Source organism: Sphingomonas sp. Leaf25, assembly GCF_001421635.1.
In the GTDB taxonomy this organism is placed as follows: domain Bacteria; phylum Pseudomonadota; class Alphaproteobacteria; order Sphingomonadales; family Sphingomonadaceae; genus Sphingomonas.
Genome location: NZ_LMKU01000012.1, coordinates 81955 through 103179 on the forward strand (window position 1 = coordinate 81955; position 21225 = coordinate 103179).

Sequence of the window (21225 nt, forward strand, 5' to 3'; positions counted from 1 at the left end):
TCGGGCAAGGGGGGCGCCCGATCCGGCAGGAAGGGAAAAGATCAGAAGCGATAGCCGACGCGGAACTGGATACGCCGGGGCAGGGTGAGCAGGTCGCGGCCGATTCGCGCCGAATCGAGCGTGTCGACCGGCCGGCCGGTCGCCGGGCTGACCTGGTTGTTGAAGAAGTCGTCGAAGCCCGAGAAGTTGTTGTTGTTGAAGGCGTTGAGCAGGTCGATCGCAATCTCGGTCTCGCCGCCCAGAATTTTTAGCTTGTTGGCCAGCGTCAGGTTGACCTCGCAGAACGCGAATACGCCCTTGATGCAGTTCTTGTCGGGATAGCGTGCGCTGAACTCGTTGAAGCCGGAGGTCGCGCCGTTCGTGCCGTCGGTGACACGGAACGCCTGACCGCTGCCGAAGGTGCTGAGCGTCGAGAACTGGAAGCCGAGCGGCAGGTCGACGATGCCCGAGACCACGACACGGTGCCGTTCGTCGCCGTCGCGCGGGCGCCAGCCGTAGTCGTCGGGGGTGACGGCATCGAGGCTGAAGAGATCGCCGCCGTTCTGCTCGCCCTTCGACAGCGTATAGGCGATGTTCACGCCCCAGCCCGAGGTCTGGGTATAGGGCTTGTCGGCGGTGACATAGAGCGCTTTGTACCGGGTATCGAGGCCGTCATAGCCGATCAGCGCGTTCGAGAAGCCGAACGGCACCAGCGGCGCGGTGGTGCAGCACGGACCGGTCCCGTTGTTCTGGCGTGTGGCGAACAGGTTGGTATAGCCGTTGCGGCCGCGCTGATACGACCCCGTCACCGCGAACTGCCACCGGCCGACCTGCTGGCGGACGCCGAGGCTGACCTGATCGTTGACCGGCGGCTTGGTGTCGTTCTTGACCGCGAACAATTCGGGCAGGCCGCTGGTCGACGTTGCGCGCAGTTCGAGCAGCCCCTCGCGCGTCAGGTAGCGCGGATTCCAGACGACGGTCTGCAGTCCGTTGCGCGGCTGGCCATCGCGCGAAAAGCGGAACACGCCGATCGGGTTGATCGTGCGCGACTGTTCGTCGACGGTGTTGTTGAAGTTGTTGCGATCGTAATAGCGTCCGAACCCGCCGAACACGACGGTCGTGGCGTCGTCCTTGATGTCGTAGGAGAAGCCGAAGCGCGGCGCGAACGCCCCGGCGAACGGCTTGCGGTTGCTGCCGGTGCTGATGTAGTTTTCGGGATCGAAATAGCTGGTCGCGGGCAACGCACGGAGCGCGGCCGCAGCGTTCGCCGACGTCATGAAGTCGTTGTTGTTGCCGTTGGTTTCGTAATCCCAACGCAGGCCGAGGTTCAGTTGCAGCCGGTCGGTCACGTCCCAGTCGTCCTGGACGTACAGGCCGACCTGGGTGTTCGACCCCCGCACCGTGCCGTTGCCCAGCCCCAGCCGCGCCTCGGCGGGGAAGCTGAAATCGGTGTCGTTGGCGAGGTTGGTGTTGGGGTTCTCGACCGTATCGATGCGGAAGGTATAGCCCGGTTGCAGGAAGGCGAGGTTCGAGAATTCGATGTCCGTCACCTCGACCCGCGCGCCGACCTTGATCGCGTGATTGTCGATACCCGAATAAGTGAAGTCGTCGCGCAGCGTATAGCCCTGCTGGATTTCCCGCCGCGATGCCTCGCGCCCGCCGAACTGCAACACCGTGTCATAGTTGAAGCTCGACTGACCCGGATTCAGCGACGTAGGGCTGAAATTATAGTTCAGATAGTTGAGATTGACTTCATTGATGAAGCTGTCGCCACGATAGGTCCATTTGAGCAGATAGGTCTCGACCGTGTTGCGCTTGTTCTCGGCGAATTCATAGGCGACGTTGCCGCCGAACCCCTGGATGTCGGTTTCCTCGCGGCGGCTGTACGACAGGTCGAACGTCTGCGCGTCGTCGGGCGTGAAGGTCAGCTTGCCGAAATAGAAATCGCCCCGGAACGGGCTGACGAAATTGCCCTCGAACTCGCTGATCCGCCGGCCCGATGCCGCCTCGAACGCCCGGATGTTGTCTGGCGTGCCGGTCGAATCGACGATGAACGCGCGGTCCTGATCGTTGCCTTCATACGCGCCGAAGAAGAACAGCTTGTCCTTGATGATCGGCCCGCCGAGCGACACGCCATATTGCTTGCGCTCGAACGCCGGCTTGTCGCGGCCGTTGATGCGGTCGAGGTAACTGCGCTCGGTCAAACCCCGGTCGGTGTACTGGCCGAAGACCTCGCCATGGAAATCGTTGGTGCCCGATTTGGTGACGGCGGTGATGATCGCCGATCCGGCCTGCTCGTATTCAGCCTTATAATTCTGCGTCAGGACGCGGAATTCCTGCACCGCCAACTGGCCGAACGGGTTGCCCCGGCTGTTCTGCTGCCCGGCCACGCCGCCTTCGCGCAGCTTGTTCTTGAGCGACACGCCGTCGATAAACACGTTGACCTGCGAAGCGGTCGAGGCGCCGGCCTGAAACCCCTTGTTGGTTTCGCTGTCGTTGTAGCGCACGCCCGGCGCGAGCGCCGCGAACGACAGGAAGTTGCGATCGGTCTGCGGCAGGGTGCGGAGCTGTTCCTGCGTCACGTTGGTCGCGATCTCGCTGGTCCGGCTTTCGATCAGGCGGCTGCCGGTCACGACGATGACGTCGCTGTCGTCACCTTCGGCCGCAGGAGCGGCGGCGGTGCCGTCGGCGGCCGGGGCGGCGGCGGCGCCCAGCGTGATGTCGAGGCTGGCCGACTGGGCGATGCCGACGGTCGCTTCCTGCGACGCGCTTTCGCCGTTCGGGCCGGTGATCGCGATCGCATAGCCGCCCGGACGGATGCCGTTCAGCGTGTAGCGGCCATTGGCATCGGTGGTGGCGCGATAGCTCTGGTTCGTGCCGGCCGAGGTCGCGACGACGCTCGCCCCCGCCACCGCCGCACCCGACGCATCGCGCACCGTGCCGCGGATCGACGCGGTCGTTGTCTGCGCGGCGGCGGGCGCGATGGCCACCATGCCGCTGGCGAGCGTCGTCGCGGCGACCAGCGCCGCGCGGAACATCGACTTCTTCATGGAAATATTCCCCTTGCTGCCCGTGGGTCCGGGCCGTCCCTGGATGTCGTTGTCTCACGCACCACCAGGACCGGTGCGCGATGTTCGATGGAGCAGTCGTCGCCGCCGCCGATCAGGTCGATCAGGCGCGCGACCGCGCGTTCGCCGAGTCGCGCGATGTCGATGCGCAACGTGGTGAGGGCGGGCGAGATCAGGCGGGCGAGCGGTACGTCGTCGAATCCCGCGACCGCGATGCGGCCGGGTACATCGATCCCGGCACGCCGGAACGTCATCAGCAGGCCGATCGCCATCATGTCGTTGGCGGCGAACACCGCATCGACGTCGCCGTCGCGCGCGATCAGCCGTTCCGCCGCCGCGACGCCAGATTCCTCCAGAAAGGTCCCGCGCTCGATCATCGGTTCCAGGCCCGCGTCGGCCATCGCGGCGCAGTAGCCCGCGACCCGTTCGTCGGCGTCGATATTGCCCGCCGGGCCGGCCAGATGCAGGATGCGTCGCCGCCCGGTCGCGACCAGATGGTCGACCATCATCCGCGCGCCCGCGACATTGTCGATCCGCAGTTCGGGGCGGGGCTGGTGATGCGGCGCGCAGTTGACCAGCACGGTGGGGACGCCGGCGGGCATATGGCCGAACAGCCGGTCGGGATCGATATGCGGGGCCATCACCACCAGCCCGTCGACCCGGCCGCGCATCGTGTGCAGCGCCTCGATCCCGCGTGCCGGATCGTCGTGCATGTTCGACAGCAGCAGTTGCAGGCCGCGCGCCGATGCCTCGCGGTCCATGCCGCGCAGCAGTTCGGAGAAGAATTCGCCGTGCAGGTCGGGCAGCACCACGCCGATCGCGTTCGATCGCGCGAGGCTGAGCGAGCGTGCCCCGGCATGCGGGATATATCCGAGTTGCGCGGCGGCGGCCTCCACCTTCTCCCGCAGCGCGGGGCGGACGTTGGTCAGGCCGTTCAGCACGCGCGATACCGACGCGACGGACACGTCCGCCACCCGGGCTACATCGCGGATCGTGGCATTCGCCATCGCCTTTGCAATCCACTCCCTGCGCCGCTGCGATTCGTACCAGCGGCTTTTCGTCGGCCGGATGCCGATCGCTCTTGATGTAACCGGTTACATCAAACTACAACGGGCTTCAACCAGGATTCGCATCGCCGCCGCTGACAGGCCGGCGGGCAGGCAGGAGAGGGGATCGCATGGAAGACATCCGCATTTCGCGGCGCGCACTGATGATGGGCGCAGGCGCCGTGGCGGCGTGGCAGGCATCGCCCGCGCGCGCGCTGCTGACGCAAGGGAACGCCACCGCGCTGCCCGCGTCGGTCGAGGCGCTGATCGGCCAGATGACGGTCGAGGAAAAGGCCGGGCAGTTGACGCTGATGGCTGCCGCATGGGCCGGGGGGGCGGCCAATGCGCTGAACCCGATCGGCGCGACCGCCACGTTCGACGAACAACTGGCGCAGGTGCGTGGCGGAAAGCTGACCGGCGTGTTCAACGGCAATGGCGCGGAAATGGCGCGGCGGATGCAGACGGTGGCGGTGCGCGAGGCGCGGCTCAAGGTGCCGCTGCTGTTCGCCGCCGACGTCATCCACGGTTTCCGCACCGTCTTCCCGATGCCGCTGGCCGAAGCGGGCAGCTTCGACCCCGACCTTGCCGAGCGCACCGCGCGCGCCGCCGCCGTCGAGGCATCGGCCGCCGGCATCGACTGGACCTTCGCGCCGATGGTCGACATCGCCCGCGACGCGCGCTGGGGCCGTGGGATCGAAGGGGCGGGCGAGGATATATTGCTTGGCAAGGTCATGGCCGAGGCGCGGGTGCGCGGGTTTCAGGGCCGACGCGGGCTGATGGCCGACGATGCGGTCGCCGCCTGCGCCAAGCATTTCGCCGCCTATGGCGCGGGCGAGGGCGGGCTCGACTACAACACCGTCGACGTGTCCGAACGGACTTTGCGCGAAACCTATTTCCCGCCGTTCCAGACCGCGTTCGCCGCCGGCGCGCCGACGACGATGGCGTCGTTCAACGAACTGTCGGGCATTCCCGCCACCGCCAATCCGTGGCTGCTCGACACCGTGCTGCGCAAGGAATGGGGGTTCGGCGGCCTCGTCGTCTCCGACTATACCGGTGATGAGGAACTGATCGCCCACGGCTTCGCCGCCGACGCGCGCGAGGCGACGAAACTGGCGTTCATGGCCGGCGTCGACATGTCGATGCAGTCGGGCTTCTACCTGAAGCACCTCCCCGATCTGGTGGCGAAGGGCGAGGTGCCGTTGGCGCGGCTCGACCAGGCGGTGCGGCGCGTGCTGGCGATGAAGGTGCAACTGGGGCTGTTCGACAACCCGTTCCGCCGCATCGATCCGCGTCGCGAAAAGACGCGGGTGCGCACCCCCGACCACCTCAGGCTGTCGCGCGAGGCGGGGGCGAAATCGATCGTGATGCTCAAGAACGACGGCGATCTGTTGCCGCTGCCCAAATCGGGCAAGCGCATCGCGCTGATCGGCCCGTTCGTGCAGGGGCAGCGCGAGTTGATCGGGACGTGGAACGTCTATGGATCGGACGCCGAGGCGGTCGACCTGTTGACCGGGGTGCGCGCGGCGGTCGCCGATCCGGCGATGGTCAGCGCGGTCGATGGATCGGGCATCACCGATCCGATTCCCGGCGGCATCGACGCGGCGGTCCGCGCCGCCGCCGTTGCCGACATCGTCGTGCTGGCGATTGGCGAATCGCAGCGCATGTCGGGCGAGGCGCAGTCGCGCACCGACATCGGTATTCCGCAGGCGCAGCTCGATCTGGCACAGGCGGTGCTCGCCACCGGCAAGCCGACCGTCGTGCTGCTGCGCAACGGCCGGGCGATGGTGCTGGAGAAGCCGGTGCTGGATGCGCGCGCGATCCTCGTCACCTGGTTCCTCGGCTCGCAGAGCGGCCCGGCGACCGCCGACATCCTGTTCGGTGAACTATCGCCCTCCGCCCGCCTGCCGGTCAGTTTCCCTTATGCGACCGGGCAGCAGCCCTATTATTACGCACACAAGACCACCGGCCGGCCCAATCCGCCGGGGCCGCTTGCCGAATACAAGGCGCGCTATCGGGAGGGGCCGAACGCCGCGCTGTTCCCGTTCGGGCATGGCCTGACCTATGGCCGGATCGCGTACAGCGACCTCGATCTCGGCGGCGGGCGGATGGCGCTCGACGGCACGCTCACCGTCCGCGCCCGCGTCACCAACAGCGGCACCCGCGCCGCGACCGAAGTGGTGCAGCTCTATATCCACGATGTCGCCGCCAGCATCACCCGCCCGGTGCGCGAGCTGAAAGCCTATCAGCGCGTCGCGCTGGCGCCCGGTGAATCGAAGCTGGTGACGTTCACGCTGAAACCTGCCGACCTCGCCTTCATCGGCACCGCCAACCGGCCGGTCACGGAGCCGGGCAGCTTCCGCCTGTGGATCGCGCCGTCTGCCGAAGCCGAGGGGGTGAACGGCAGCTTCACCGTCGCCTGAAGCATCGGGCATCCTTCGCGTCGGCCCGCGCGTTGGAGCGGTAACCAGACACGAAGGATGCCCCGATGACCGACAAGCAACCCAATCAGGCGATGCCCGACGAAAAGGGCGCGGCGAAGCCCGACGGCGTCAATTCGACCCCCTCGGGCGGTCAGTCGAGCGGCGAGGCCTATCCCAACCCGCAGACGGGCAAGGAGGGTGACCGGTTCGATGGCGGTCAGACGTTGAAGGATTATCACGGCGGCCCCGGCGGGGCCGACAATCAGGCCGCCGGGACCGACTGACCGACGTCGTCATAGCCGAGGTCGCGGCTGATCGCCTGCGCGGTCGCCGCGACCTGCGGGCCGATCGCCGTGACCTTGTCCTGCGTCAGATATTGCGCGGCGGTGGCGATGCCGATCGCGGCGACAATCCCGCCGGTCACGTCGCGGATCGGTGCCGCGACCGAGCGGATGCCGTCGTTGCCGATACTGTCGTGGATCACGTGCCCCCGCCGCGCATTGGTGCGCATGTCGGCGACCCATGCCTCGACCGCCGCATCCTCCGTACCGGGGCGGACGGCGCGATACAGCCGCGCCAGCCCGGCGGCGTCCTCGTCGAACAGCAGCGCCTTGCCGATCCCGGTCTGCGCCACCGGCCGCCGGTCGCCCGGCCGGGTCGATACTTCCAGCCGCTGCCGCCCCGCCGCGCGATCGAGGTGGAGCGAATGATCGCCCTCGCGCCGGCCGAGAAACACGCACAGCCCGCTATCCGCCGACAGCGCCTCCATCCGCGCGCGGGCGACGCGGACGATGTCGATCCGGCGATGCGCGGTGAACCCCAGTTGCAGCAGCATCGGCCCCAGCGTCAGTTGGCCCTTCTCTCCTTGCGCGACATAGCCGCGCTCGACCAATGCCGCCGCCAGCCGGTGGGTGGTCGTCCGGCTGAGCCCCAGCATCCGCGCCAGTTCGGCGACGCGCAGCGGCGCGTCGCGCAGCGCCTCGACCAGATCGAGGCCGCGCATCAGCGTCTGCGTACCGCGCGATGCGGCGGAGGGTTCGTCGGTCGGCTCGCTCATCGCGCGGTCCTTATCACCCCGCCGCGCCCGGTCCAGCGGCGATGCGGTCCTGCGCCATCACCAGCGTGCCGAGCGGCCCGGCTTCGTCGCCCAGCGCCGCCGGCACGATCCGCTCGCCGATATTGCCCCCATCGACATAGCCGAGATACCCGCCGAGCGCGGTGAGCGTGCGCGCCCGCACGAGGTCGAGCAGATGCGGCTGCCCCAGCCCCACGCCGCCGCCGACGATGATCCGCGCGGGCGACAGGGTCAGGAACAGGGTCGCGAACGCCTCGCCCAGCGCATCGGCGATATAAATCCAACGCGGATCGTCGGCCGCGAGCAGATGCGCGCCATGTCCGCACCGCGCCGCGATCGCCGGGCCGCTGACCAGCCCTTCGAGGCAATCGCCGTGGAAGGGGCAGGCGCCGGCAAAATCGTCGCCCGGGCTGCGGCGCACGCGGACATGCCCGGCTTCCGGGTGCATCATGCCGGTGACGGGTCGGCCGCCGACGATCAGCCCCATGCCGACCCCGGTGCCGACCGTGACATACAGGAAGTCGGACAGGCCGACGCCCGCGCCGAACCGCCCTTCGCCCAGCGCCGCGCCGGTCACATCGGTATGGAACGCGACCGCGCCGAACCCTTCCGCCAGCGGCCCGACAATATCGGCCCCGGCCCAGTGCGGCTTGGGGGTGGGCAGCATGACGCCCTCGCGCACCGATACCGGCCCGAAGCTGGCGATGCCGATCGCGCGCGGTCGATATTCGGTCCGCCACGCCGCCAGTTGCCGCGACAGCGCGCCCAGCGTCTCCCCGGGGGTCGTCGTCGGCACGCGATACCGCGCCAGGATTTCCCGACCGCGCCCGATCACCGCGATCGATTTCGTGCCGCCCAGTTCGACGCCCGCGACGACGGCTTCGCTGCCCATGATGCTTCCTCTCCCTGTTATTGCCGATAGTGGCGCACCCGCCGGGGCCCCGGCAAGTACGCCTACCGTACACGATGGCATATCGGATACTGCAAACGATTGCACGCTTTGCCGCACCGCAAAGATTTTCGCTAGGCGCACGGCGATATTTTCTCGTACAAGCATGGGGATGGAGCAAAATCGATCCACGACCCCTCGCGTGCGGACCATCGCCGATCTCGCCCGGCTGGCGGGGGTGTCCGCCGGCACCGTTTCGCGCGCGCTGGCCGGCAAGTCGCTGGTGAATGCCGAGACGCGCGACCGGATTCAGGCGCTGGCCACCGAACACAGTTTCCGCCCGAACCAGATGGCCAGCCGGTTGCGGACGCAGCGCACCGGGGTGATCGGCATCGTCGTGCCGCTGGGGCACGAACGGCGCCAGCATCTTTCCGACCCGTTCTTCATGACGATGCTCGGCTTTCTCGCCGACCGGCTGACCGAGAATGGCTATGACCTGATGCTGTCGCGCATCATTCCCGACGCCGCCGACTGGCTGGAACGGATCGTCGATTCGGGGATGATGGACGGCGTGCTGCTGATCGGCCAGTCGGACCAGATCCCGACGATCGAGCGTGTCGCCGAACGCTATCGCCCGCTGGTCGCATGGGGCAGCAGCAACCTCGACGGGCAGGTGCATTGCGCGGTCGGCACCGACAATGTCGCCGGCGGCCGGCTGGCGGGTGCGCGGCTGATCGCGCGTGGCTGCCGCCGGATCGCCTTTCTGGGGGAGATGCGCGCGCCCGAAATCCGTGACCGCTACGACGGCGTGGCGCAGGCGATGGCGGCGGCGGGGATCGATCATCCGCCGGTCCAGCTCGACACGCACCTCGCCTCGGACATCATGGAGCAGGAGATCGCCGGCCACCTCGACCGGGTCGGCGGCACGATCGACGGCATCGCCGCCGCATCGGACGTGATCGCGATGACGACGCTGCGGGTACTGGCCGATCGCGGCATCCGCGTGCCGGACGACATGCCGGTGGTCGGCTATGACGACCTGCCGATCGCGATCAGCGCGGTGCCGCGCATCACGACGGTGCGACAGGACCTCGCGACCGGCGCCAATGCGATGATCGACGCGCTGTTCCGCCGCATCGCCGGCGAGGATGCGCCGTCGCTGGTCCTGCCCCCGGTGCTGGTGGAGCGCGACTCGGCCTGACGATACTTGCTCTCCTCCCTGACAAGGGAGGGGCTGGGGGTGGGTAGGTCCGTGGCGGACGCACCGCTCCCTCGCAGGCCGACCCACCCCCGACCCCTCCCTTGTCAGGGAGGGGAGTCAGATCAAACCAGCGCCGCGCACTTCGCCTCGACCCACGCCGCCGTCTCGCCATCGAGCAACGGCACCAGCAGCGCGGCGACCTTCGCGTGATAGCCATCGACCCATGCCCGCTCGGCCTCGGTCAACAGCGCGGGCACGATCAGCGAGCGTTCGATCGGCACGAAGGTCAACGTCTCGAACCCCAGCATCGGCAGGTCGCCGTCGGGAATGTCGCGCTTTACCGTCAGCAGCAGATTCTCGATACGGATGCCGTACTCGCCCGCCTTGTAATAGCCCGGCTCGTTCGACAGCATCATGCCGGCGCGTAGCGGTTCGAGCGGTCCGCCACCCGGATAGTTCGGCGCGCCGATCCGCTGCGGCCCCTCATGCACCGACAGGAAGGCGCCGATGCCGTGGCCCGTCCCATGCGCATAGTCGAGCCCCGCTTCCCATAGCGGCCGCCGGGCGAAACCGTCGATATGCCCGCCGAGCGTGCCGTCGGGGAACACGGCGGTATCGATCGCGATATGGCCCTTGAGCACGCGGGTGAAGCGGTCGCGCATCTCGTCGGACACCGGTCCCACCGGCATGACGCGGGTGATGTCGGTCGTGCCGTCCTGATATTGCCCGCCCGAATCGATCAGATAGAGCTGGCCGGGCAGGATCGGCGCGTCGCTCTCGACCGTCGCCTTGTAATGCGGGCTGGCGGCATGTGCCCCGGTCGCGCTGATCGTGTCGAACGACAGGTCGCGCAGCAGGCCGGTTTCGCCGCGGATCGCCTCCAGCCGGTCCGACGCCGACAGTTCGGTCAGCGTACCCAAGGGCGCGGTTTCCTCGAACCATTTGAGAAAGCGGACCATCGCCGCCCCGTCGCGCGCCTGCGCGGCGCGATGATGCGCGATCTCGACCGGGTTCTTGATCGCCTTGGCCAGCACGCTCGGATCGCGTGTCGCGACGATCGTGGCACCGCCGGCGATCAGCGCGCCATGGATCGCCGCCACCGCGCGGTCGGGATCGGCGGCGACGCGCTGGCCGGCGAATTGCCCGAGCACGTCCGCGAAGCCGGCGATGTCGCGCACCGTCACCGCATTGCCCAGATGCCGGGCGACTTCCTCGCCGACCTTGTCGGGGGCCACGAACAGCTCGGCAGTGCCATCCGCGCGGACGATGGCATAGCTCAGCGCCACCGGCGTCCGCGCGACATCCTCGCCCCGCACGTTGAACACCCACGCGATCGAATCGAGCGCCGACAGCACCACCGCATCGGCGCGTCGTTCGCCGAGCCACTCGCCGATCGCCGCGCGCTTGTCGGCCGAGGTCCGCCCGGCGAGATCGTCCGGGTACACCTCCATCGCGGCGGGGGAGGGGGCTGGGCGATCGCTCCACAGCGCGTCGACCGGGTTCGCGTCGACTGCGACCAGCGCCGCGCCGTTCGCGGCGAGCGCGGCGTCGGCCGCCACGACCCAGCCGGTCGTCGCCAGCCACGGATCGTAACCGATCCGGTCGCCCTGCGTCGTGTTCGCCGCCAGCCAGTCGGTCATGGCGGTCGCGGGCACCTGCACGAACTGCCAGTCGTTCCCGTCGACCTGCTCGCGCACCTGCAACGTATACCGCCCGTCGGTGAACATCGCGGCGGTATCACGCAGCACCACCGCGCTGCCCGCCGATCCCTTGAACCCGGTCAGCCATTCCAGCCGCTGGGCATAGGCGCCGACATATTCGCTCATGAACTCGTCGGTCAGCGGCACGACGAAGCCGGTCAGGTTCTGCTTTGCGAGGTGGGCACGAAGGGCGGTCAGGCGGGCGTGATGGTCGATCATGTCACCGCCGATACCAGTTGGGGCGGGGGTGCGGAAGATTGGTTCACGCGAAGGCGCGGAGACGCGAAGTATAAGAAGGGATGGTCGCGCAGAGGCGTAGAGGCGCAGAGAGGCGGCGTTCGTGGTGAGGTCCGCCGCGACAGCGGCTGTCCATCCCGCGGCAACTGCAGGCTTGCGGGTTCCGCTGACGCGGAACAGTCCAGCGGATACGCCCTCTCTGCGCCTCTGCGCCTCTGCGCGAAAAACTCTTCTGCTTCTTTCCTCCGCGTCTCCGCGCCTCCGCGTGAACCCACCTGCTTCTTCGCGCCCTTAGCGCCGTCGCGTGAGCCAAAACCCGGCAAGACGCCTCGACTTCCCGAACCACCCGCCCCAAATGACGCGCCATGACCAACCCGATCCCGCCCATCGCCGAACAGCGCGCTCATGCTTACGACCATCACGGCATCACCGTGCAGGACCCATGGAACTGGCTGCGCGACCCGAACTATCCCAAGGTCGAGGATGAGGACGTGCTGTCCTATCTCAAGGCCGAGAACGAGTATTTCGATGCGGTGATGCGCCCGCACGCTCCGCTGGTCGACACGCTGTTCAAGGAAATGCGCGCGCGGATCAAGGAGGACGACGCCACCGTCCCCCAGCGCGACGGCGACTGGTGGTATTGGTCCGACTTCGAGACCGGCGGCGAATATCGCCGCTGGTGGCGCAAACCCGTCGCGGGCGGTGACGACGAACTGATCCTCGACGAACCGGCACTCGCCGACGGCAAGGAGTATTTCCGTCTCGGCGCGCTGTCGGTCAGCCCCGACGGCCGGCTGCTTGCCTATGCGATCGACGACGACGGCGGCGAACGGTTCGAGGCGCGGGTCAAGGACCTCGCCACCGGCGAACTGCTCCCCGACACCATCCCCGGCACTTTGTCCGAACTAGTGTGGACTGCCGATTCGAGCGGTTTCCTCTACGGCCTCGCCAACGACCAGTGGCGCACCGACAACGCCCGGCTCCACCGCATCGGCACGCCTGTCGATCAGGACATCGAACTCTATCACGAGGCCGATGAGGGCTGGCGCGTGTCGGTTGGCGAGACGCAGTCGCGCCGCTTCCTCGTCATCTCGGCGGGCGATCACGTCACCAGCGAGGTCTATCTGATCCCCGCCGACGATCCTACCGCCGCCCCGATCCTCGTCCGCGCGCGCGAGGAACATGTCGAATATGACGTGGAGGAGCATGACGGCACGCTCTACATCCACACCAACGACACCCACCCCAACTTCCGCCTCGCGAAAGCCGCGCTGGAAACCCCGGACGTGTGGGAAGAGGTGATCGCCGCCGATCCGCATTTCTACATGACCGGCGTGACCACCTTCGCCGGTTTCTTCGTGATCGAGGGCCGGCTCGACGGCCTCGACCAGATTCGCCTCCACGACTATGCCGGCGGCGCGCCCAAGCCGATCGACTTTCCCGAGGCGAGCTTCGTCGTCGGTCTTGGCGACAACCCGGAATATGCCGTCGACACGCTGCGGCTCGGCTATGAATCGATGGTCACGCCGGGCACCGTCTACGACTATGACGTCGCCTCGGGCGAGTTGACCGTCCGCAAGGTGCAGACGATCCCCTCGGGCTACGATCCGGCGGAATACGCGACCGAACGGCTGAACATCACCGCGCGCGACGGCACCGCCATCCCCTGTTCGGTGGTGTATCCGAAGGACTTTCCGCGTGACGGCACCGGCAAGCTCTATCTCTACAGCTATGGCGCGTACGGCTATGCGATCCCGCCGGGCTTCTCGACCAGCCGTATGTCGTTCCTCGATCGCGGCATGGCGTTTGCCATCGCCCATATCCGCGGCGGCGACGATCTTGGCCAGCAATGGTATCTCGACGGCAAGCTCGACAAGCGCACCAACACCTTCACCGATTTCGTCGACGTGGCGAAGGGGCTGATCGAGCTGGGCTTCACCGATAACGGCAAGATCGCCATCGCCGGCGGATCGGCAGGCGGCGAGCTGATGGGTGCGGTGATGAACTCCGATCCCGAGCTGTGGGGCGCGGTCGTCGCCAGCGTGCCGTTCGTCGACGTGCTCAACACCATGCTCGACGACAGCCTGCCGCTGACGCCGGGCGAATGGCCCGAATGGGGCAATCCGATCGAGGACAAGGCGGCGTTCGAGCTGATCGCCTCGTACAGCCCGTACGACAACGTCACCGCGCAGGATTACCCGCCGGTGTTCATCTCGGGCGGGTTGAACGACCCGCGCGTAACCTATTGGGAACCGGCCAAATGGGCCGCCCGCCTGCGCGCGACCAAGACCGATCAGAACGTGCTGCTGCTCAAGACCAACATGGGCGCGGGCCACGGCGGCAAGTCCGGCCGCTGGGAATCCTTGCGCGAAGCGGCGGAGGAAATGGCGTTCGTGCTGTGGCAACTGGGGGTGGAGGGGTAAGACCTCCACCGTTCCTTCGTCATTCCCGCGAAGGCGGGAATCCATACACGCTGCCGTTCCGCCTTAGATCACTACCGCTGCGTCTATGGGCTCCCGCCTTCGCGGGAGCGACGAAGGGGAGAGCGGTTTACCGCTCGATCCGCGTCACATGCCCCATCTTGCGCCCCGGCCGCGCCTCGCGCTTGCCGTACAGGTGGAGATGCGCGCCGCTCTCGGCCATCAGCGCGGGCCATGCCGCGACATCGTCGCCGATCAGGTTCGTCATCTCGGCACGCTCGGCGGTCATGCCGACCCCGCCCAGCGGCAGGCCCAGCACCGCGCGCACATGGTTCTCGAACTGCGAGGTTTCGGCACCCTCGATCGTCCAGTGTCCCGAATTGTGCACGCGCGGTGCCATTTCGTTGAACACCGCTCCGTCGGGTCCGCAAAAGAATTCCAGCGTCAGCACGCCGACATGGTCGAGCGCCTCGGCGACCTTGGCCGCCAGCGCCTCCGCCTGTGCGCGCCACGGCTCGATCGCCGGGGCGGGCACGGTCGAGGTGTCGAGAATGCCGTCCTTGTGGACGTTCGCCGGTGAAGGATACATCGCGATCGCGCCATCGCTCCCCCGCGCCAGCACTACCGAAAACTCGGCGGAAAAATCGACGAACGCTTCCAGCACCGCCGGCCCGCCGCCGATCGCGTCCCACGCCGCATCGGCATCGCCCGCCGCCATCAACCGCGCCTGCCCCTTGCCGTCATAGCCGAAGCGCGTGGTCTTGAGGACCGCCGGGCATCCGACGCTGGCGATCGCCGCGTCCAGCGCGGCGCGATCCGCCACCTCGGCCCAGCGCGCCGGGGTGCCGCCCAGTGCCTCGACGAAGCGCTTCTCGCGCACCCGGTCTTGCGCGATCTCCAGCGACCGGGCGGAGGGCCGCACCTTGTCGCCCAGCGCCGCGATCGGCGCGGCGGCGATATTCTCGAATTCATAGGTGACGACGTCGACTTGGCGCGCAAACGCCCGCAGCGCGTCGATGTCGTCATACGCCCCACGGCTATGGGTGAACGCCACGTCGTTCGCCGGCCCCGTCTCGGGCGCATAGACATGGATGCGATAGCCGAGCTGCGCCGCCGCCATGCCGATCATCCGGCCGAGCTGGCCCGAACCGATGATGCCGATCGTGGCACCGGGGGGCAGCACGCTCATCGCGGGTCGATCGCCACGCCATCGGTCTGCGCCGCGCGCCACGCATCCAGCCGCTCGGCCAGCGCCGGATCGGCGGTCGCGAGGATCGAGGCGGCGAGCAGCCCGGCGTTGATCGCCCCGGCCTTGCCGATCGCCAGCGTCCCCACCGGCACGCCGCCGGGCATCTGCACGATCGAGAGCAGGCTATCCATGCCCTTCAACGCCTTGGATTCCACCGGCACGCCCAGCACCGGCAACCGCGTCATCGACGCGACCATGCCCGGCAGATGCGCCGCACCACCTGCGCCAGCGATCACGACTTTCAGCCCGCGCGATACCGCCGTGGTGGCATAGTCGACCAGCCGGGCGGGAGTGCGGTGCGCCGACACCACTTTCGTCTCATGCGACACGCCCAATTTGCCGAGAATCTCGGCGGCATGGGCCATCGTCTCCCAATCGGAAGTGCTGCCCATGATGATGCCGACCAGCGGTGCGTCGTTCATTGCTTGGCCCGTAGCGCTTGGAGAAGCGCGCTGCTTAGGCAAGGGGGCGGGGCAGGGCAAGCGGGGAGCGTACAACGTTCCGCGTATTGGGTCGGTAAGGCGTCCTCCCATCCATCGTCATTCCCGCGCAGGCGAGAATCCATACACACTGACGCTGCGGTTCAAGCCACCGACGTTGCGTCTATGGATTCCCGCCTGCGCGGGAATGACGAAAAACGAGACTTACCGCTCGTTCAGATAATAGCGGTCGGTCGGCGTCAGATCGTCGGCCAGCTCGTACACGATCGGCTGCCCGGTCGGGATTTCGAGGCCCGTGATCTCGTCGTCGGGAATGCCCGAAAGATGCTTCACCAGCGCGCGCAGCGAATTGCCGTGCGCCGAGATCAGCACCCGCTTGCCCGCCTTCAGTTCGGGCGCGATCCGGCTGTCCCAATAGGGGAGCACGCGGTCGATCGTGTCCTTCAGGCTCTCGGTCTGCGGAATGTCGATTCCGGCATAGCGGCGATCGGCCGACAGGTCCCACGGGCTGTCGGCTTCGGGCAACGGCGGCGGCACGTCGAAGCTGCGGCGCCATACCTTGACCTGCGCATCGCCGTGCAGCGCCGCTGTCTCGGCCTTGTCCAGCCCGGTGAGACCGCCATAATGCCGCTCGTTCAGCCGCCAGTCCTTCTCCACCGGCAGCCACAACCGGCCCATCGCCTCCAGCGCGAGGTTCAGCGTCTTGATAGCCCGCGTCTGGAAACTGGTGAAACACTGGTCGAAGTCGTGGCCCTTGGCGCTAAGCAACTCGCCCGCCGCCTTGGCTTCCGCCTCGCCCTGCTCGGTCAGGTTCACGTCCCACCATCCGGTGAAGCGGTTCTCGAGGTTCCAGGCCGACTGGCCATGGCGGATCAGGACGAGCGTGGGCATGGAACCTCCGTTGCAGTTGTCGGCCGTCCGACTAGCCTAAAGCGTCCGGCAGAGGAACCGGTTGAAGTCGGTCGCGGCATAGTCGCCGAATGCTCCGCAGGGGACGAAGCCGTTGCGGGCATAGAGCCGGTGCGCCGCGTCGAACATCGCCCCCGTTCCGGTTTCGAGCAACAGCCGGTCGATCCCCGCCGCGTGGGCTTGCCCGACGATCCGGTCGAGGATCGCCTGCGCGACGCCGCGTCGGCGCGCCGCCGGATCGGTGCGCATCGACTTCACTTCGCCGGTCCCGTCGTTCATCGTTCGAAGCGCGCCGCAGCCCAGCAGCGTGTCGCCGTCCCATGCCGTGAAGAACGCGATGTCTGGCGTCGCCAGCCGCGCAAGGTCGAGCGCGTGGACCGATCCCGGCGGCGACGATGCCCGCATGTCCGCCAGATGCGCGGACAGCAGCGCGGCGGTGGCGGGATCATCGAGCCCGCCGGCCCGCACGATCATCGCTCGAACGCCGCCAGAACCTCCAGCCAGCCATGCGCCAGCCGCTTCGAGCGTTCGGGCGACCAGCCGAATTCGGGATCGGCGTTGTCGTCATGATCCTTGAACGGCATCTCCAGCGTCATGGCGAGCGCGCCGAAGCGGTTGGCGACCTGGTTGGTCGACATCGCCAGATTGGCGCGCCCTGCCGCTGCGACCGGATAGCCGAGCTTCGTCTGGAAATCTGGGGTGGCCGCCGCCCATGCCGCGCCGAACGCGGTGAAGCGTGCGCCATGTTCGTCGGTCCAGTTGGGAATCCCCTCGTAACCGGCGATGAAATTGGCGGGAATCGCCTCGTCGCCATGCACGTCGATCGCGATGTCGACTCCGGTTTCGTCCATCCGGTTCCGCACGCACAGCACTTCGGGGCTTCTCTCGGCCGTGGGCGCATGCCATTCGCGGTTGAGGTTCACGCCCGCCGCATTTGTGCGCAGATGCCCGCGATAGGAGCCGTCGGGGTTCATGTTGGGGACGCAGTGAAAGGTGAAGCGCGTCAGCAGGTCGGCGGCGATCGCATCGCCCGGATCGGTCAGCCGTTCGAGCAGCCCTTCCATGAACCATTCGCACATCGATTCGCCGGGATGCTGCCGGGTATAGGCCCACACCTGCACGGGGCCGCTGCCGAGCGTCAGATAATCGATCGCCCGCCCGTCGAGGCTCTGCCCCAGTTCGCGGTGCGCGACCCCCGGCTTCGCGGCGATCCGCGCGACCAGATCGTCGTGTCGTTCGAGGGTGTAGGGCGCGAAATAGGCGAACCATGCCAGTTCGCTGTCGATCGTCGCGGTGAAGGTCAGCACGCCATCGGCATAGCCAGTGTCTGCCTGCCGCCACGCATGACGATCAGTGCTCATCCGGGCGCGATAGCCCGGCCAGCCGAACGCATAGGCGGCACCCCCGGCATTCACGATGCGGAAGGTCAGGGTCCGCCCCCGCGCCCCGGCGACGCGGAAGTGGAACCACTGATAGAAGTCCGACAGATGGTCGGCGACGATCTCGAGGTCGATCACGTCGCCTTGGCAAGCGACCACACGGATGTTGCCGCTGTCGAACGCGGCGTTGATGCTGATGCTCATTTCACCGTCGTAGTGATTCCCGACTCGCCTGGGAAGTTGCGGAACAACGCATTCGCCAGCCGGTCGGCCTGAAATACCGGCTGCGCCCCCGCCGTCCGTTCGAGCGAGTTGGTCAGTGCGCGGCCTTCCCAGATAGTGGTGCCGTCGCTGCGCCGGCGAATCTGCACCGCCAGTTCGGAGCCAACGACCTCGCGCTGGCCCCCGCCGCCAAGGCCGAAGCCCACGCCGCCACCGACGCCCAGGCCACCGCCGCGCCAACCGCCCCCGCCGCCGCCCGCGCCGACGCCGATCGAGACCGGCGGGCGCTGCTCGACGAAACCGCGCGACGCGCGGGTGAACGCCACCGCGACGATCATGTCGCTGCTGCCCGAGGTCCCACGCGCAAAGCCCAGCTTCGTCATCTCGCGGGCCACTGCTTCGCCATAGGTCTGGAATTCGGGACTGACGACGGCGTTGGTCGACAGCGGCTCGACCGAGAAGCTGCCGCGTGCGATCGGCTGGTTCAGGTGGAAGCGGGTCACGTCGACCGGGGCGATACCCGATCCGGTGGTGGCGCAACCCGAAGTCGCGATGGCCGCCAGTGCGGCAAGGCCCAGTCCGATCGTCCGCTTCATGTCCATTCGTCCCGTTTTCAACGCTTTTCGTGCGGTTCAACGTGCAGAGCGGGCGATTGGGTTCATTGCGGTAGCGTTTCGGTGGTCAAATTTGCCCGGACGCTTGACGAATCCGATACCGGCCGATAGGCGACGCTTCGTTTCCGGCCGTGCGAGCGGCCCTTTTGCCGTGTTGAGAGCCGAAACCATGAAGATCGTCAATTCGCTGAAGTCGCTCAAGGATCGCCACCGGGACAACCGCGTGATCCGCCGTCGCGGTCGCATCTACGTTATCAACAAGACCAACCGTCGCTTCAAGGCCCGCCAGGGCTGATGCACGGCGGCCGGGGCATCGTCCCCGGCCGGTTGCACGAAAGGGCGCGGTTGCCGGCATGGCAGCCGCGCCCTTTCGCATGAAGCTCAGGCGGCGACCGTTGTGTTGATCGGCGGCACGTCGCCCAGCACCGCCCAGCCAGCCGGCCCCAGCGCCTCCATCGGGCGGAAACGGGTCTTGTACGCCATGCGCGGCGACCCCTTCACCCAATAGCCGAGATAGACGTGCGGCAGCCCCGCCGCCCGCGCGCGGCGAATATGGTCGAGCACGACGAAGGTGCCCAGCCCCTGCCGGCTGTCGTCCTCGGTTTCGAAGAAGCTGTAGACCATCGACAGTCCGTCGGCCTGTTCGTCGGTGATGCACGCCGCGACCAGCTTGCCCGGCCGCCCGTCGAGCGTCGGTTCGCGATATTCGACGATCCACGACGTCACCGGCGAATGTTCGACCATGTCGGCGAAGTCGCTCTCGTCCATTGCCGACATGCCGCCGCCGGGATGCCGCGCGGTCAGATAGCGGCGCAGCAGGCGGAACTGCTCGTCGGTCGCCCATGGTTTGCAGGTGCGGATTTCGAGGTCGCCATGGCGGCGCAGCAGCTTGCGCTGCGTGGCGTTGGGCGCGAACGCCCCCGCGACCACCCGCACCGAGATGCAGGCACTGCACCCGACGCAGCTCGGCCGGTACGCGACCGACTGGCTGCGCCGAAACCCGATCCGGCCGAGCGCGTCGTTCAGCTCGTCGGCATTGGGGCCGTTCAGCTCGGTGAACACCTTCCGCTCCTGCCGCCCGGGCAGATAGGGGCAGGGCGAGGGGGCGGTGACGAAGAAACGGGGAAAACGAAACGGCGCAGTCACCCGGTGATCCTTCGTCCAGCGGTCCAGCTAGTGGCGTTGAACGCCGATATGGCGCGGAAGCCGCATCGTGAAAAGCGGCTTGAGCATCAATGACGGTTAATCGTCACGCCGGTGGTCCCTTTGGATGATGCGGCGCGCCATCGGCCAGTTTCAGCCATGGCTGAATCGCCTCGGTCCAGATATGATCCTGCGGGTGATAGGGGGCAGGATCGTCGAGACTGCCCATCGTCAGCCCGATCGTCCCCGCCGCCGGCCGCGCCGAAAACAGCGTGCAGCCACAGGTCGGGCAAAAGCCACGCTCGACCCCGGTCCCGGCATCATACCATGCGACCGGGCCGTCGATCGTCACCGTGTCGCGCGCAACCATCACCCGCGCATATAAGGGCGCACCGGTCGCCTTCTGGCAACGATGGCAATGGCAGGCGCGCACGTTCATCACCGGCCCGCTGCTCGCATAGCGGCACGCACCGCACAGGCAGCCGCCGGTGATGCCGCTCATGCCAGTTCCACCGTGCTGACCTCGTATCCGCCATCGCGCAGTCCCTCGACCAGCCGGTCGAGATGGGCGCGGTCGCGCGTCTCGCATTCGATGTCGGTGATGAGGCCCTTGGCGGGCAGGGTGGTGAACACGCGCTGGTGATACACCTCGATGATGTTGACCGCCTGTTCGTGAAAGATCTTGGCGACGTGGAACAGCGCGCCCGGCCGGTCCTGCAACCGGATGCGCAGCCGCGCCAGCCGTCCCGATCGCGCCAGATCGCGCAGCAGCACGTTGGCGAGCAGCCGCGTGTCGATATTGCCGCCGCACAGCACGATGCCGACGGTCTTGCCCTTGAACCGGTCCCCGTGCCCCAGCAGCGCGGCCAGCCCCGCCGCGCCCGCGCCCTCGACCACGGTCTTCTCGATCTGCACGAGCAGGCTGACCGCCTCCTCCAACTGGCGTTCGCTGACCAGCACGATGTCGTCGACCAGCGCCTCGACCACCTGCGCGGTCAGGCCGCCGGGCTGCTTGACCGCGATCCCCTCGGCCAGCGTATCGCCGGCACAGTCCATCGTCGTGCCGTGCAGCCGGTTGTACATCGACGGGAACAGCTCGGCCTGCACGCCGATCACCTCGATGGCGCGGCCCGACGCGCGGGCGACGGTCGCCATGCCGCTGATGAGGCCGCCGCCGCCAATCGGAACGACCAGCGTGTCGATGGCCGGCACGTCCTCCAGCATTTCCAGCGCG

At 67.6% G+C, this 21225-nt stretch carries 19 protein-coding genes; 5 read left to right on the forward strand and 14 right to left on the reverse strand.

Features of this window, described 5'->3' with window-relative positions:
* Positions 1-41: 41 nt before the first annotated feature.
* On the reverse strand, positions 42-3029 hold the full coding sequence (locus tag ASE78_RS05025) for a TonB-dependent receptor domain-containing protein (protein WP_056494101.1): 2988 nt from the start codon (positions 3027-3029) through the stop codon (positions 42-44).
* Positions 3026-4054 carry a LacI family DNA-binding transcriptional regulator gene (locus ASE78_RS05030; RefSeq protein ID WP_055755665.1) on the reverse strand — a complete coding sequence of 343 codons (1029 nt, stop codon included), beginning with the start codon at positions 4052-4054 and terminating at the stop codon, positions 3026-3028. The genes ASE78_RS05025 and ASE78_RS05030 overlap by 4 nt, the downstream gene beginning before the upstream one ends.
* A 170-nt stretch (positions 4055-4224) precedes the next feature.
* Between ASE78_RS05030 and ASE78_RS05035 the strand changes: the two genes are divergently transcribed.
* Together ASE78_RS05035 and ASE78_RS05040 are read left to right on the forward strand one after the other, a co-directional pair.
* Entirely contained in the window at positions 4225-6513 is a 2289-nt protein-coding gene (locus ASE78_RS05035; protein WP_056494102.1) for a glycoside hydrolase family 3 N-terminal domain-containing protein, read from the forward strand.
* A 65-nt stretch (positions 6514-6578) separates the two neighbouring features.
* Complete coding sequence (locus ASE78_RS05040; RefSeq protein ID WP_056494105.1) at positions 6579-6797, forward strand: hypothetical protein; 219 nt, start codon at positions 6579-6581, stop codon at positions 6795-6797.
* Here the strand turns inward: ASE78_RS05040 and ASE78_RS05045 are convergent.
* Both ASE78_RS05045 and ASE78_RS05050 read right to left on the reverse strand, forming a co-directional pair.
* The gene (locus tag ASE78_RS05045) at positions 6776-7570 is read right to left on the reverse strand and encodes an IclR family transcriptional regulator (protein WP_056494107.1); all 795 of its coding nucleotides are present in this window, start codon (positions 7568-7570) and stop codon (positions 6776-6778) included. The genes ASE78_RS05040 and ASE78_RS05045 overlap by 22 nt on opposite strands.
* A gap of 13 nt (positions 7571-7583) precedes the next feature.
* Positions 7584-8480, reverse strand: coding sequence for an ROK family protein (locus ASE78_RS05050; protein WP_056494110.1), 897 nt, complete (start codon positions 8478-8480; stop codon positions 7584-7586).
* A 169-nt stretch (positions 8481-8649) separates the two neighbouring features.
* Here ASE78_RS05050 and ASE78_RS05055 point away from each other — a divergent pair, with 169 nt between their 5' ends.
* Entirely contained in the window at positions 8650-9678 is a 1029-nt protein-coding gene (locus ASE78_RS05055) for a LacI family DNA-binding transcriptional regulator (protein WP_056494113.1), read from the forward strand.
* 122 nt (positions 9679-9800) lie between these two features.
* On the opposite strand, the gene ASE78_RS05060 is transcribed toward ASE78_RS05055, so the two are convergent.
* On the reverse strand, positions 9801-11597 hold the full coding sequence (locus ASE78_RS05060; protein WP_056494115.1) for an aminopeptidase P family protein: 1797 nt from the start codon (positions 11595-11597) through the stop codon (positions 9801-9803).
* A gap of 383 nt (positions 11598-11980) precedes the next feature.
* On the opposite strand from ASE78_RS05060, the gene ASE78_RS05065 reads away from it, so the two are divergent.
* Positions 11981-14038, forward strand: coding sequence for a S9 family peptidase (locus tag ASE78_RS05065; RefSeq protein WP_056494117.1), 2058 nt, complete (start codon positions 11981-11983; stop codon positions 14036-14038).
* 127 nt (positions 14039-14165) lie between these two features.
* On the opposite strand, the gene ASE78_RS05070 is transcribed toward ASE78_RS05065, so the two are convergent.
* The 6 genes from ASE78_RS05070 to ASE78_RS05095 form a co-directional block, all read right to left on the reverse strand.
* On the reverse strand, positions 14166-15224 hold the full coding sequence (locus tag ASE78_RS05070; RefSeq protein ID WP_056494119.1) for a 5-(carboxyamino)imidazole ribonucleotide synthase: 1059 nt from the start codon (positions 15222-15224) through the stop codon (positions 14166-14168).
* Positions 15221-15706: a 5-(carboxyamino)imidazole ribonucleotide mutase gene (gene purE / locus ASE78_RS05075; protein WP_056494121.1), complete on the reverse strand. Its 486-nt coding sequence runs from the start codon at positions 15704-15706 to the stop codon at positions 15221-15223. Before purE ends, ASE78_RS05070 begins: the two co-directional genes overlap by 4 nt.
* Before the next feature lie 222 nt (positions 15707-15928).
* Entirely contained in the window at positions 15929-16615 is a 687-nt protein-coding gene (gene gpmA, locus ASE78_RS05080) for a 2,3-diphosphoglycerate-dependent phosphoglycerate mutase (protein WP_055755684.1), read from the reverse strand.
* Positions 16616-16651: 36 nt separating this feature from the next.
* On the reverse strand, positions 16652-17107 hold the full coding sequence (locus tag ASE78_RS05085) for a GNAT family N-acetyltransferase (protein ID WP_056494123.1): 456 nt from the start codon (positions 17105-17107) through the stop codon (positions 16652-16654).
* Complete coding sequence (locus tag ASE78_RS05090; RefSeq protein WP_056494126.1) at positions 17104-18216, reverse strand: M14-type cytosolic carboxypeptidase; 1113 nt, start codon at positions 18214-18216, stop codon at positions 17104-17106. The genes ASE78_RS05085 and ASE78_RS05090 overlap by 4 nt, the downstream gene beginning before the upstream one ends.
* Positions 18213-18830 carry a DUF4136 domain-containing protein gene (locus tag ASE78_RS05095; protein ID WP_235514880.1) on the reverse strand — a complete coding sequence of 206 codons (618 nt, stop codon included), beginning with the start codon at positions 18828-18830 and terminating at the stop codon, positions 18213-18215. Before ASE78_RS05095 ends, ASE78_RS05090 begins: the two co-directional genes overlap by 4 nt.
* Before the next feature lie 187 nt (positions 18831-19017).
* Between ASE78_RS05095 and ykgO the strand changes: the two genes are divergently transcribed.
* Entirely contained in the window at positions 19018-19143 is a 126-nt protein-coding gene (ykgO, locus tag ASE78_RS05100) for a type B 50S ribosomal protein L36 (RefSeq protein ID WP_055755695.1), read from the forward strand.
* 86 nt (positions 19144-19229) lie between these two features.
* Here ykgO and ASE78_RS05105 read toward each other — a convergent pair whose 3' ends face one another.
* The 3 genes from ASE78_RS05105 to ASE78_RS19420 all read right to left on the reverse strand — a co-directional run.
* Entirely contained in the window at positions 19230-19994 is a 765-nt protein-coding gene (locus ASE78_RS05105; protein WP_056494135.1) for an arginyltransferase, read from the reverse strand.
* A 103-nt stretch (positions 19995-20097) separates the two neighbouring features.
* A complete protein-coding gene (locus ASE78_RS05110; RefSeq protein ID WP_056494138.1) occupies positions 20098-20493 on the reverse strand; it encodes a GFA family protein in 396 nt (131 codons plus the stop codon).
* On the reverse strand, positions 20490-21225 hold a 736-nt coding region (locus ASE78_RS19420), incomplete at its 5' end, for a pyridoxal-phosphate dependent enzyme (protein ID WP_235514881.1). The genes ASE78_RS19420 and ASE78_RS05110, both read right to left, overlap by 4 nt.

What these genes read in the sequence shown, in the direction of transcription:
- ASE78_RS05055 (WP_056494113.1), top strand. Translation starts at nt 8,650, where the DNA reads ATGGAGCAAAATCGATCCACGACCCCTCGCGTGCGGACCATCGCCGAT.
- ASE78_RS05050 (WP_056494110.1), bottom strand. Translation starts at nt 8,480, where the DNA reads ATGGGCAGCGAAGCCGTCGTCGCGGGCGTCGAACTGGGCGGCACGAAA.
- ASE78_RS05040 (WP_056494105.1), top strand. Translation starts at nt 6,579, where the DNA reads ATGACCGACAAGCAACCCAATCAGGCGATGCCCGACGAAAAGGGCGCG.
- ASE78_RS05095 (WP_235514880.1), bottom strand. Translation starts at nt 18,830, where the DNA reads ATGAAGCGGACGATCGGACTGGGCCTTGCCGCACTGGCGGCCATCGCG.
- purE (WP_056494121.1), bottom strand. Translation starts at nt 15,706, where the DNA reads ATGAACGACGCACCGCTGGTCGGCATCATCATGGGCAGCACTTCCGAT.
- ASE78_RS05060 (WP_056494115.1), bottom strand. Translation starts at nt 11,597, where the DNA reads ATGATCGACCATCACGCCCGCCTGACCGCCCTTCGTGCCCACCTCGCA.
- gpmA (WP_055755684.1), bottom strand. Translation starts at nt 16,615, where the DNA reads ATGCCCACGCTCGTCCTGATCCGCCATGGCCAGTCGGCCTGGAACCTC.
- ASE78_RS05090 (WP_056494126.1), bottom strand. Translation starts at nt 18,216, where the DNA reads ATGAGCATCAGCATCAACGCCGCGTTCGACAGCGGCAACATCCGTGTG.
- ASE78_RS05025 (WP_056494101.1), bottom strand. Translation starts at nt 3,029, where the DNA reads ATGAAGAAGTCGATGTTCCGCGCGGCGCTGGTCGCCGCGACGACGCTC.
- ASE78_RS05035 (WP_056494102.1), top strand. Translation starts at nt 4,225, where the DNA reads ATGGAAGACATCCGCATTTCGCGGCGCGCACTGATGATGGGCGCAGGC.
- ASE78_RS05045 (WP_056494107.1), bottom strand. Translation starts at nt 7,570, where the DNA reads ATGAGCGAGCCGACCGACGAACCCTCCGCCGCATCGCGCGGTACGCAG.
- ASE78_RS05065 (WP_056494117.1), top strand. Translation starts at nt 11,981, where the DNA reads ATGACCAACCCGATCCCGCCCATCGCCGAACAGCGCGCTCATGCTTAC.
- ykgO (WP_055755695.1), top strand. Translation starts at nt 19,018, where the DNA reads ATGAAGATCGTCAATTCGCTGAAGTCGCTCAAGGATCGCCACCGGGAC.
- ASE78_RS05070 (WP_056494119.1), bottom strand. Translation starts at nt 15,224, where the DNA reads ATGAGCGTGCTGCCCCCCGGTGCCACGATCGGCATCATCGGTTCGGGC.
- ASE78_RS05085 (WP_056494123.1), bottom strand. Translation starts at nt 17,107, where the DNA reads ATGATCGTGCGGGCCGGCGGGCTCGATGATCCCGCCACCGCCGCGCTG.
- ASE78_RS05030 (WP_055755665.1), bottom strand. Translation starts at nt 4,054, where the DNA reads ATGGCGAATGCCACGATCCGCGATGTAGCCCGGGTGGCGGACGTGTCC.
- ASE78_RS05110 (WP_056494138.1), bottom strand. Translation starts at nt 20,493, where the DNA reads ATGAGCGGCATCACCGGCGGCTGCCTGTGCGGTGCGTGCCGCTATGCG.